General features: G+C 43.5%; 14 protein-coding genes. All 14 read left to right on the forward strand.

What is annotated here, in order from left to right; genetic code table 11:
* Positions 1–52 precede the first annotated feature (52 nt).
* The 14 genes from rpsP to topA all read left to right on the forward strand — a co-directional run bounded on the left by rpsP (position 53) and on the right by topA (position 12169).
* The gene (gene rpsP, locus NYE20_RS08960) at positions 53–325 is read left to right on the forward strand and encodes a 30S ribosomal protein S16 (protein WP_003220815.1); all 273 of its coding nucleotides are present in this window, start codon (positions 53–55) and stop codon (positions 323–325) included.
* Positions 325–570 carry a KH domain-containing protein gene (locus NYE20_RS08965; RefSeq protein ID WP_014476792.1) on the forward strand — a complete coding sequence of 82 codons (246 nt, stop codon included), beginning with the start codon at positions 325–327 and terminating at the stop codon, positions 568–570. The genes rpsP and NYE20_RS08965 overlap by 1 nt, the downstream gene beginning before the upstream one ends.
* Positions 571–691: 121 nt before the next feature.
* Positions 692–1078 carry a YlqD family protein gene (locus NYE20_RS08970; protein WP_014476793.1) on the forward strand — a complete coding sequence of 129 codons (387 nt, stop codon included), beginning with the start codon at positions 692–694 and terminating at the stop codon, positions 1076–1078.
* Positions 1079–1082: 4 nt separating this feature from the next.
* A complete protein-coding gene (rimM, locus tag NYE20_RS08975) occupies positions 1083–1607 on the forward strand; it encodes a ribosome maturation factor RimM (protein WP_003232013.1) in 525 nt (174 codons plus the stop codon).
* Positions 1604–2335, forward strand: coding sequence for a tRNA (guanosine(37)-N1)-methyltransferase TrmD (trmD, locus tag NYE20_RS08980; protein ID WP_003232011.1), 732 nt, complete (start codon positions 1604–1606; stop codon positions 2333–2335). Before rimM ends, trmD begins: the two co-directional genes overlap by 4 nt.
* 139 nt (positions 2336–2474) lie before the next feature.
* Complete coding sequence (gene rplS, locus NYE20_RS08985) at positions 2475–2822, forward strand: 50S ribosomal protein L19 (protein ID WP_003220825.1); 348 nt, start codon at positions 2475–2477, stop codon at positions 2820–2822.
* A 142-nt stretch (positions 2823–2964) separates the two neighbouring features.
* The gene (ylqF, locus tag NYE20_RS08990) at positions 2965–3813 is read left to right on the forward strand and encodes a ribosome biogenesis GTPase YlqF (RefSeq protein WP_046381020.1); all 849 of its coding nucleotides are present in this window, start codon (positions 2965–2967) and stop codon (positions 3811–3813) included.
* Positions 3814–3883: 70 nt separating this feature from the next.
* On the forward strand, positions 3884–4651 hold the full coding sequence (rnhB, locus tag NYE20_RS08995; protein WP_161621571.1) for a ribonuclease HII: 768 nt from the start codon (positions 3884–3886) through the stop codon (positions 4649–4651).
* A 31-nt stretch (positions 4652–4682) separates the two neighbouring features.
* Positions 4683–6413: a hypothetical protein gene (locus NYE20_RS09000; protein WP_153529743.1), complete on the forward strand. Its 1731-nt coding sequence runs from the start codon at positions 4683–4685 to the stop codon at positions 6411–6413.
* On the forward strand, positions 6410–6691 hold the full coding sequence (locus tag NYE20_RS09005) for a FlhB-like flagellar biosynthesis protein (RefSeq protein ID WP_003232001.1): 282 nt from the start codon (positions 6410–6412) through the stop codon (positions 6689–6691). The genes NYE20_RS09000 and NYE20_RS09005 overlap by 4 nt, the downstream gene beginning before the upstream one ends.
* A 172-nt stretch (positions 6692–6863) precedes the next feature.
* Positions 6864–8021 (forward strand): ADP-forming succinate--CoA ligase subunit beta, encoded by a 1158-nt coding sequence (gene sucC / locus NYE20_RS09010; protein WP_003244732.1) that lies wholly within the window; start codon positions 6864–6866, stop codon positions 8019–8021.
* Positions 8022–8049: 28 nt separating this feature from the next.
* A complete protein-coding gene (gene sucD, locus NYE20_RS09015) occupies positions 8050–8952 on the forward strand; it encodes a succinate--CoA ligase subunit alpha (protein WP_161621572.1) in 903 nt (300 codons plus the stop codon).
* Between the two features lie 60 nt (positions 8953–9012).
* On the forward strand, positions 9013–9906 hold the full coding sequence (gene dprA, locus NYE20_RS09020) for a DNA-processing protein DprA (RefSeq protein WP_038828237.1): 894 nt from the start codon (positions 9013–9015) through the stop codon (positions 9904–9906).
* A 187-nt stretch (positions 9907–10093) separates the two neighbouring features.
* Positions 10094–12169: a type I DNA topoisomerase gene (topA, locus tag NYE20_RS09025; protein WP_161621573.1), complete on the forward strand. Its 2076-nt coding sequence runs from the start codon at positions 10094–10096 to the stop codon at positions 12167–12169.
* Positions 12170–12213: the final 44 nt, after the last annotated feature.

The raw sequence follows: 12213 nt of genomic DNA on the forward strand, positions 1-12213 counted from the left end.
TATCATTGTTAATATACTATCTTGTTGAAATATTTTCGGAGGTGCTAGTAAAATGGCAGTAAAAATTCGTTTAAAACGTATGGGAGCAAAAAAATCTCCTTTCTATCGTATTGTTGTAGCAGATTCTCGTTCACCACGTGACGGCCGTTTCATCGAAACAGTCGGAACTTACAACCCGGTTGCAAAACCAGCGGAAGTAAAAATTGACGAAGAGCTTGCTCTTAAATGGCTTCAAACTGGAGCGAAACCATCTGATACAGTTCGCAACTTGTTCTCTAGCCAAGGAATCATGGAAAAATTCCACAACGCTAAACAAGGCAAGTAATGACTGATCAACACTTGGAAGATTTGATTGTCCACATTGTGACGCCGCTTGTTGATCATCCAGATGACATTCGCGTCATAAGAGAAGAAACCGATCAAAAGATTGCGCTGCGCTTATCTGTCCATAAGTCAGATACCGGTAAAGTTATCGGAAAGCAAGGCCGGACTGCAAAAGCGATTCGAACAGCTGTATTTGCAGCTGGCGCACAGTCTTCTAAGAAAGTTCAATTTGAAATATTTGACTAAAAGGGAGAGGGCCGGCACCTCCCCTTTTTTTACACGCAAAAAAAGGGTAAACTGATAGAAGCTTAGGCAAAATAGAAAAGCCTGGTCGAGTAAAAGTTTTAAAAGCGGGGAGCTTGGTGCGATGCAAATTATTCACCGTGTAGCCGTTATGCAAGTCTTAACCGAGCGCAGCAAAGAAAAGCTTTTAGCTTCTTTTGCCGAAAAGAAACAAATGCTTGAACGAGAATGCAGCCAGCTCTATTTTCAGCTTAGAAAACATGAGAAAGAACAGCAAAACCCTGATATGATTGAACAATTTAAAAAGGCAATAGAAAAGCGAAAAGATGATATAAAAATCATCGATTTTCAAATTGCCCAAGTACATACATTGCCGCTTGGCAGTGAGTTGAAAGAAAAGGAAGTCGATGCGCTGCTGACGATTGAAGCCGGGGATGACTGGCATGAGAAAACAGCAGCGAACACCATCGTCATAAAAGACGGAAAAGTAATTGAAATTCGCCAGAGGTGATCATATGACAAAGCGATGGTTTAACGTAGGCAAAATCGTAAATACCCACGGAATCAAAGGCGAAGTGCGGGTGATTTCAAAAACAGATTTTGCCGAAGAACGATACAAGCCGGGAAACACGCTGTATTTGTTTATGGACGGCCGTAACGAACCAGTGGAGGTAACGGTAAACACACATAGACTGCATAAGCAATTTCATCTCCTGCAGTTTAAAGAAAGACAAAACCTAAATGAAGTAGAAGAGCTGAAAAACGCAATCATTAAAGTTCCTGAAGAAGAATTAGGAGAGCTGAATGAGGGTGAATTTTATTTCCACGAAATTATTGGGTGTGAAGTATTTACTGAAGAAGGCGAACTCATCGGAAAGGTCAAAGAAATTTTGACGCCTGGAGCCAATGACGTTTGGGTCATCGGACGAAAAGGAAAAAAAGACGCACTCATTCCTTACATTGAATCAGTGGTCAAACATATCGATGTCAGGGAAAAGAAAATTGAGATTGAACTCATGGAAGGGTTAATAGACGAATGAAAATCGATTTTTTGACGCTGTTTCCCGAAATGTTTGAAGGCGTGCTCGGCTCATCAATTCTTCAAAAAGCCCAGGAAAAAGATGCGGTGCAGTTTCAAGTCGTAAATTTCCGGGAGTACTCTGATAACAAGCACAATACTGTTGATGATTATCCTTATGGCGGCGGGGCAGGCATGGTTCTCAAGCCTCAGCCTGTTTTTGACGCGGTCGAGGACCTGACATCAAAGGCAGCCGCTGCTCCGCGTATTATCCTCGTATGCCCGCAAGGTGAGCGTTTTACCCAAAAAAAAGCCGAGCAATTAGCAAAGGAAGAGCATTTGCTGTTCATTTGCGGCCACTATGAAGGCTATGATGAACGCATTCGCGAGCACTTGGTAACGGATGAAATATCAATTGGCGATTTTGTTCTGACGGGCGGTGAGCTCCCTGCAATGATGATCGCAGACAGTGTGGTCAGACTGCTTCCGGGTGTACTGGGTAAAGAGGCTTCCCATATTGAGGATTCCTTCAGCACCGGACTTTTAGAGCACCCGCATTATACAAGACCGGCAGATTACAAAGGTTTAAAAGTGCCTGAAACACTCTTGTCAGGAAACCATGCAAAAATTGAAGAATGGCGGAATAAAGAATCGATCAGAAGGACCTACCTAAGACGTCCGGATCTGTTGAAAGACTACCCGCTTACAGAGCAGCAAAGAAAGTGGATTTCTGAATGGGAAAAAGAATAGATTTTATTGCATAGGCTATGAAATTGTGATAAGATACTACTTGTGGCTTAAGCGGGCTTATCCGCTGCAAGCTTGAAAACGATGTTCCGCTGTGCCGGTTTTTGTGGCCAAGAGCATCTGTTGGAAGGAGTTGAAAACGATGCAAAAACTAATTGAAGATATCACAAAAGAACAGCTTCGTACTGATCTTCCTGCGTTCCGTCCTGGTGACACTTTACGTGTACACGTTAAAGTTGTTGAGGGTAACCGTGAGCGTATCCAGATCTTTGAAGGTGTTGTGATTAAGCGTCGTGGTGGTGGAATCAGCGAAACGTTCACAGTTCGTAAGATTTCTTACGGTGTTGGCGTTGAACGTACTTTCCCAGTACACACACCAAAAATCGCGAAAATCGAAGTTGTACGTTACGGTAAAGTACGCCGTGCTAAACTTTACTACCTGCGTGAACTTCGCGGAAAAGCGGCTCGTATTAAAGAGATCAGACGATAATGATAACGAACGAAAAGAGCTTGTTACCTGTAACAAGCTCTTTTTTTATACAGAATTTGAAAATGCCGGACAGGCATCGTAAAATACATAAAGGACAACAATGAATCATGCATACTGAAGATAAAGGCGGTGTTCGTGTCACATGACAATTCAATGGTTCCCGGGCCATATGGCAAAAGCAAGAAGGGAAGTAACCGAAAAATTAAAATTAATCGATATCGTATATGAATTGGTAGATGCCAGAATTCCAATGTCATCAAGAAACCCAATGATTGAAGATATTCTAAAAAACAAGCCGCGAATTATGCTGTTAAACAAGGCTGACAAAGCAGATGCGGCAGTTACACAGCGGTGGAAAGAGCACTTTGAGAAGCAGGGGATCCGCTCTCTGTCTATTAATTCTGTAAATGGACAAGGGTTAAATCAAATTGTGCCTGCATCAAAAGAGATCCTCCAAGAAAAATTTGACCGGATGCGTGCGAAAGGTGTGAAGCCGAGAGCGATTCGCGCTTTGATTATCGGCATTCCAAACGTCGGAAAATCAACGCTCATCAACCGGCTTGCAAAGAAAAACATAGCAAAAACGGGAGACAGACCTGGTATTACGACCTCTCAACAGTGGGTCAAAGTTGGGAAAGAATTAGAGCTATTAGATACACCGGGAATTTTGTGGCCTAAATTTGAGGATGAGCTTGTCGGTTTGAGACTGGCAGTCACCGGGGCTATTAAAGACTCGATTATCAATTTGCAGGACGTGGCCGTGTTTGGTCTTCGTTTTCTCGAAGAACATTACCCAGAACGGCTCAAGGAGCGTTATGGCCTTGAGGAGATCCCAGAGGACATTGCCGAGCTGTTTGATGCAATAGGTGAAAAGCGGGGCTGTCTCATGAGCGGTGGGCTCATCAACTACGATAAGACGACTGAAGTCATCATTCGCGATATTCGCACTGAAAAGTTCGGCAGGCTGTCATTTGAACAGCCGACGATGTAAAGGCGCGCAGAAATGCGGGTCTTTATTTTTTCTTGGCTGAACCGATACATACAGTAAGGGAGAAGAGAAAGTGAATACATTAACCGTAAAGGACATTAAAGACCGTTTGCAGGAAGTGAAGGATGCACAAGACCCATTTATTGCCCAATGCGAAAACGACCCGAGAAAAAGCGTTCAAACGCTTGTAGAGCAATGGCTTAAAAAGCAAGCGAAAGAAAAAGCGCTGAAAGAACAATGGGTGAATATGACTTCCTATGAAAGGCTGGCAAGAAACAAGGGATTTCGCTTGATTGCAGGTGTTGACGAGGTCGGCCGGGGGCCATTGGCAGGACCAGTTGTCGCCAGCGCAGTCATCCTTCCAGAGGAATGTGAAATACTTGGGCTGACAGACTCCAAAAAGCTTTCAGAGAAAAAACGCGAGGAATATTACGAGCTTATTATGAAGGAAGCACTGGCGGTCGGGATAGGAATTGTAGAAGCTACTGTGATTGATGAGATCAATATATATGAAGCTTCAAAAATGGCAATGGTGAAAGCGATACAAGATTTGTCGGCTACACCTGATTATTTGCTTGTTGACGCAATGACACTTCCCCTCGACACGGCTCAGGCGTCAATTATAAAAGGCGATGCCAAAAGCGTGTCTATTGCGGCAGGTGCGTGTATCGCAAAAGTGACGAGGGACCGAATGATGAGCGCTTATGCCGAAACGTATCCCATGTACGGCTTTGACAAAAATAAAGGCTATGGGACAAAAGAACATTTGGAAGCTCTCGCTGCATACGGCCCAACTGAATTGCACCGCAAAACTTTCGCTCCTGTTCAATCTTTCAGATAAATCACCATGGACAAGGAGGCACCTATTTAAAATGAACATACGAAATGATGTGCAAAAGGCACTGCAGCACCTTTTCGGGCGTACAGCCGTCCCGCAGGAAACATCAAAAGTAAACGAAGCGCTAAACGGGGAGAAGCGTCTCCTTTTAGGAAAAGTGCTTCGTTTACTAGGAGATCAGCATGCCCTGATCCAAGTCGGCAATCAAACTGTTCAGGGAAAACTTGAAACCCAGCTTCGTCCTCAGGCATACTATTGGTTTTCCTACGAAAAAAAAACGGCAGAGCAAACAGGCCGTCTTCAGGTCGTTCAAAGCTTTGATCAAAATCCTAAAACCATTCAGGATGCAGCTGGCAAGCTTTTAAATGCCATGTCAGTGAAGACGTCAAACGCAGCTCTCATGATGACAGGAGCGATGCTGAAGAGCAAAACACCCGTAACAGAAAATGATATCAAAACAGCTGTCCGCTGGATGGACACGCTGCCTTCGCAAGACACAAAAAAAGCAGTTGAAACGGTTCTCTTCGCTTTAAAGCGTGATCTTCCCATTCACTCCGAGATTTTGAATGGTGTTCACGCTGTGAAATCACCTGTTCCGTTGCATCAGCACGTATCCCAGCTGCTACAGGCAATCGACCAAAACCCTCAGCAGAGCCAAATGATGTCAAAGCTAAAGGAAGCAGTTACGGTGCTTTTAAATAGTGAAATCGATGTCCATGCAGAACGGCTGATTGATAAGCTTATTTCTTTAACCGACAATACGAAAGCACCTTTTCCGGCGAATACAGCTGGAAGCAGGGAGCTTAGCACACCAGCTGGCTCCCCCGGAAAAGCCAGCCTGCCGATTGCAAATCACACAGCAGAACAGGGAAGCATACAAGAAGAGCCTGTTAAAACAGCAGCAGACATTCCAATTAAAGAAGCCCGCCAGCTGCTGGTGAAGCTGACGGAATCTGCTGAAAAAAACAGTCTCCAAATTGTGAAAGAAGCAGCAAATTGGATTAAAGCAGCTGCTTCATCGGGTGATAGTAAGTCACTTGCAGCTTCAGCAGTTTTACAGGCGGCACAAGTCACAGACCAGGAAGCCGAAGTCTTTTTAAAGGCTGTTCAGCAGACAGCACCCCATTTGGCGGATAAGGCAGATGTTCTTTCTTTCTTATCCAAAGTGAAAATGGCAATCGGCGCAAGGGACGAGGTTGCGTTCATTAAAGCGTTTGAACAAGGAAGTGCAGTCACATCTGGCGAAATGCAATCCATCAAGCTGGCTCTTTCTGCCTTAAGAGCATCGCATGAGGTAGCCGAACCAGTCAAACAAGAAGCCGATCAGCTTTTTCATAAATTAAATGGCCAGCTTTTCATGCAGCAGGACCATCCATCATACAGCCAAATTGTAATGTCATTTCCGATGTTTTCGAAGTCAGGGGTTCAGGACATGACTGTTCTGTTTAAAGGAAAGAAAGAAGCGGATGGAAAGCTTGATCCTTCCCATTGCCGCCTTTTGTTTTTGCTGCAGCTTGATACACTAAAAGAAACCGTCGTTGATTGCTTGGTACAGCAAAAAGTCATGACCATTACAATAGAGACTGATTTCGAGCTGCAGGCTGCGATCGATCCGATGGTGCCCGCGCTTAAACAGGGGCTAAAGGAAATGGGGTACAGCCTTTCAGGGGTAAACGCTAAAAAAAGGGTTCACACCGAAGAAAAGGCTTCAATCGATCAATATATAACAAGTATCAGTGATCAGGAAGTGGATGTGAAAATATGAAAGAGCAGACACCGATCAGAAAAGCTGTTGCTCTCCATTATGACGAACAAAAAGACAAGGCGCCGAGAGTGATTGCCACAGGGAAGGGCCATGTAGCTGACAACATTATCAAAGAAGCGAAAAAAGCAGGGGTCCCGATTCAAGAAGATCGGACCCTTGTCGAATTAATGCGCCATTTGACGGTAGATGATCAAATTCCTGAAGCTCTTTATGAAACGGTAGCCGAGATTTTTTCATTCATTTACAAATTGGACGAAAGCGTAAAAAACAAAAAATAGCTAAAATATTCCCCATCCTCCTTTGAAATTTATGTTTTTAATAAAGTAAAAGTTTGAATGTTTAGAAGGATTAAAAGATTTTGCATCGAACTGTAGACAATTCTTCCAGTATTATTATAGAATGAAAGCGCAGTCTATTTTAGTTTTGTTACATAAGTTAGGAGGATGGGAAATGAATATCCATGAGTACCAGGGAAAAGAAGTCCTCAGAAAATATGGGGTATCTGTTCCTGAAGGTAAAGTGGCTTTTACAGCAGAAGAAGCAGTTGAGAGTGCAAAGAGCTTATCCAGCTCGGTTTATGTCGTAAAGGCTCAAATTCATGCTGGCGGTCGAGGCAAAGCTGGTGGGGTAAAAATAGCAAAATCATTAGACGAAGTAAAAGCGTATGCCGAAGAACTATTAGGGAAGACCCTAGTTACACATCAGACGGGTCCGGACGGCCAAGTAATAAAACGCTTACTTATTGAAGAAGGCTGCGATATTAAAAAAGAATATTACATCGGTCTAGTGCTTGACCGCGCCACTTCAAGAATCGTTTTGATGGCTTCTGAAGAAGGCGGAACGGAAATTGAAGAGGTTGCGGAGAAAACACCAGAAAAAATCAAAAAAGCTGTCATTGATCCGGCTGTTGGCCTTCAAGGCTATCAAGCCAGAGAAATTGCATTCGCTATTAATATTCCAAAAGAGCTCGTGGGAAAAGCTGCTAAATTTATGCTTGGACTATATAAAGCGTTTGTTGAGAAAGACTGCTCAATCGCCGAAATCAATCCGCTTGTTGTTACCGGCGACGGAAATGTGATGGCGCTTGACGCAAAATTGAATTTTGACAGCAATGCGTTGTACCGACAAAAGGACATTATGGAATACAGAGATTTGGATGAAGAAGATCCGAAAGAAATTGAAGCGTCCAAATATGATCTAAGCTACATTTCCCTTGATGGAAATATCGGCTGTATGGTGAACGGCGCGGGACTTGCAATGTCCACGATGGATATTATCAAGCATTATGGAGGAGAACCGGCCAACTTCCTTGATGTGGGCGGCGGTGCAACCGCGGAAAAAGTCACGGAAGCATTTAAAATCATTCTTTCTGATCAAAACGTTAAAGGGATTTTTGTCAACATTTTCGGCGGCATTATGAAATGTGATGTCATCGCAGAAGGGGTTGTTGAAGCGACTAGACAAGTTGGTTTGACATTGCCGCTTGTCGTCCGTCTTGAAGGCACAAACGTGGATCTAGGGAAGAAAATCCTTAGTGAATCAGGATTAAACATTACATCTGCGGAATCAATGGCTGACGGCGCGCAGAAAATCGTATCCTTAGTTTAAGAAAGAATGAAAGGCAGGGGACCAAATAATGAGTGTTTTCATTAATAAAGATACAAGAGTTATTGTGCAAGGGATTACAGGTTCTACCGCTTTATTTCATACGAAGCAGATGCTTGAATACGGCACAAATATCGTTGGCGGTGTAACACCTGGAAAAGGCGGAACAGAAGTGGAAGGTGTTCCTGTATTTAATACAGTGGATGAAGCAGTTCAAACGACCGGCGCTAACGCGTCTGTTATATATGTGCCCGCACCGTTTGCAGCTGATGCGATTATGGAAGCGGTAGATGCGGAGCTTGATCTCGTGATTTGTATCACAGAACATATCCCGGTTTTGGATATGGTGAAGGTCAAACGCTTCATGGAAGGCAAGAAAACGAGACTGATAGGGCCGAACTGTCCTGGTGTCATTACGCCTGAAGAGTGTAAAATCGGCATTATGCCCGGATACATCCATAAAAAGGGTCATGTAGGCGTTGTATCACGTTCAGGAACATTAACATACGAAGCGGTGCACCAGCTCTCAGAAGCGGGTGTAGGGCAATCTACAGCTGTTGGAATCGGCGGCGACCCTGTAAATGGAACAAACTTTATTGACGTTTTAAAAGCGTTTAACGAAGATCCTGACACACACGCAGTCATCATGATTGGCGAAATCGGCGGTACGGCCGAAGAGGAAGCGGCAGAGTGGGTAAAAGCCAACATGACAAAACCGGTAGTCGGTTTTATCGGCGGTAAAACAGCACCTCCTGGGAAGCGCATGGGGCATGCAGGCGCCATTATTTCCGGCGGAAAAGGGACAGCTGATGAAAAAATCAAAACCCTTAATGCATGCGGAATCGAAGTTGCAGAGACACCTTCTGTCATGGGTGAAACCTTAATCAAGGTGCTGAAAGAGAAGAACTTGTTCGAAACTTGTAAAACGCATTAATAAAAAAGGGACAGCCGTCAAGGCTGTTCCTGCTTTTTCTAACAAAAGGAGGTCAATCTATTGGATCAGGCCGCTGCCTGCCTAACGATTTGCAGAATCAATCAATTATTATCCCCATCCCTTCTATTAAAATGGTGGAAAGCCGATCCGTCTATGTCGCTGACATCACCTGTGTTACAAACGGTTACTCGTGATCAAATAAAAGCAGCTGCATTAAAAAACGAAATAGAACAACTTTATCCAAAGCTCCAGCGTGTACTTGCTGCTTATCGTGAGCAAGGCATTAACACCATCCCTATTTCTTCAAAGCAATATCCTTTCTGGCTTAAAAGCATTTATGATCCCCCCGCCGTACTGTTTGCAAAAGGTGATATGACTCTTCTTTCGAAAGGGAGAAAAATTGGAATTGTAGGGACAAGAAATCCAACAGCTTATGGGAAACAAGTTGTCAATCATCTTACAAAAGAGATCTGTCGTAAAGGTTGGGTGATTGTCAGCGGACTGGCGTCTGGGATAGACGGAATGTCCCATGCTGCAAGTATTAAGGCGAAGGGGCGGACAATTGGCGTCATTGCAGGCGGATTTCAGCACATTTATCCCCGAGAAAACCTTCAGTTAGCAGCTCACATGGCTAAACACCATATCCTGCTGTCAGAGCACCCACCTGAAACTAAACCCCAAAAATGGCATTTCCCTATGAGAAACCGTATTATCAGCGGACTAAGTGAAGGCGTTATTGTCGTTCAGGGCAAAGAAAAAAGCGGTTCGCTGATTACTGCCTATCAAGCATTGGAACAAGGGAGAGAGGTATTTGCCGTACCCGGTTCATTGTTTGACCCTTACGCCGGAGGTCCTATAAAACTGATCCAGCAGGGGGCTAAAGCCATATGGTCAGCAGAGGATATTTTCGAGGAACTTCCTGAGAGAAACGTTCAATATACGGAACCCTTTTGAATTATCGTTTGACAAACGGTATTGTAATATTTAATAATAGTGAGGATTTAAAGTTGCATATTGTTTTCTATTTAATTAATGACGTTCATGATAAAGAATGAAATGTTGAAAGCCAAATAAAGACAGCTGCAAAAATAAAATTGAAATATCTTGAAAAGAGAGAGAACACCTCTTGAGGGGGATGAAAATGTCTGATTATCTAGTCATCGTGGAATCGCCCGCTAAGGCGAAAACGATTGAACGTTACTTAGGTAAAAAATATAAAGTAAAAGCATCAATGGGACATGTCCGGGATCTTCCAAAAAGTCAAATGGGAGTTGACATAGAACAGAATTTTGAACCGAAATATATTACCATTCGAGGTAAAGGCCCGGTATTAAAAGAGCTGAAAATGGCTGCGAAAAAAGCCAAAAAAGTGTATCTCGCAGCCGACCCCGACAGAGAAGGGGAAGCGATTGCATGGCATTTGGCACACAGTCTTGATTTAGATCTCAACTCAGACTGCCGTGTGGTGTTTAACGAAATTACAAAAGACGCTATTAAGGAATCGTTTAAGCATCCACGCATGATCAATATGGATTTAGTGGATGCACAGCAAGCGAGACGTATTTTAGACAGGCTTGTCGGATATAAAATCAGTCCAATCTTATGGAAAAAAGTCAAAAAAGGGCTTAGCGCAGGACGCGTGCAATCCGTTGCCCTCCGTTTGATTATTGACCGTGAAAAAGAGATTAACGACTTTAAGCCTGAGGAATATTGGACAATTGACGGTACATTCTTAAAAGGTCAAGAAACCTTTGAAGCGAGCTTTTTCGGGAAAAACGGCAAAAAACTTCCTTTAAATAGTGAAGCTGATGTAAAAGAGATTCTTTCTCAGCTCAAAGGGAATCAATATACAGTTGAAAAAGTAACCAAAAAGGAACGCAAACGTAATCCCGCTTTGCCTTTTACCACTTCTACCCTGCAGCAGGAAGCGGCTCGCAAGCTCAATTTCAGAGCGAAGAAAACGATGATGATTGCACAGCAATTATATGAAGGAATTGATTTAGGAAGAGAAGGAACGGTTGGTCTGATCACGTATATGAGAACGGATTCAACCCGTATTTCAAATACGGCAGTTGATGAAGCAGCTGCATTTATTGATCAGACTTATGGAAAAGAGTTCCTAGGAGGAAAACGGAAGCCTGCGAAAAAGAATGAAAATGCCCAGGATGCCCACGAAGCAATTCGGCCGACATCAGTTCTTAGAAAACCAAGTGAATTAAAAGCAGTCCTCGGCAGAGACCAAATGAGACTGTATAAATTAATTTGGGAGCGTTTTGTTGCCAGCCAAATGGCACCGGCTGTTCTCGATACAATGAGTGTCGACCTGACAAACAACGGTTTGACATTTCGTGCAAATGGAAGTAAAGTCAAGTTTTCCGGGTTTATGAAGGTGTATGTTGAAGGAAAAGACGATCAAATGGAAGAAAAAGACCGGATGCTGCCTGACTTACAAGAAGGCGACACGGTATTATCAAAAGATATAGAACCTGAGCAGCATTTTACCCAGCCGCCTCCGCGATATACTGAGGCCCGGCTTGTTAAAACCCTTGAAGAACGCGGTATCGGCCGTCCATCCACATATGCTCCGACACTTGATACTATTCAGCGGCGCGGCTACGTGGCATTGGATAATAAACGTTTCGTTCCGACTGAATTAGGTCAGATCGTTCTTGACTTGATCATGGAGTTTTTCCCTGAGATCATTAACGTTGAGTTTACAGCTAAAATGGAGAGAGATCTTGATCATGTTGAAGAAGGAAATACCGAATGGGTCAAGATTATCGATAATTTCTACACCGATTTTGAAAAACGCGTGAAAAAAGCCGAATCGGAAATGAAGGAAGTTGAGATTGAACCAGAGTATGCTGGAGAGGATTGTGAATTGTGCAGTTCTCCAATGGTATATAAAATGGGACGGTACGGTAAATTCTTAGCTTGCTCCAACTTCCCTGACTGCCGGAACACGAAACCGATTGTGAAACAAATTGGTGTGAAGTGCCCGAGCTGCGGAGAAGGAAACATTGTTGAGCGAAAATCGAAAAAGAAACGGGTGTTTTACGGCTGTGACCGTTATCCGGACTGTGAATTCGTATCATGGGACAAACCAATTGAACGAAAATGCCCGAAATGCGGAAAAATGCTCGTCGAGAAAAAACTCAAAAAAGGCATACAAGTCCAATGCGTGGAATGCGATTATAAGGAAGAACCACAGAAGTAGCGGTGAGCAGGGTCTTGCTCACCTTCTTTGTGTGTTAAAAGAAG

The sequence above is a fragment of the Bacillus sp. FSL R5-0416 genome (assembly GCF_037975425.1).
In the GTDB taxonomy this organism is placed as follows: Bacteria; Bacillota; Bacilli; order Bacillales; family Bacillaceae; genus Bacillus; species Bacillus subtilis.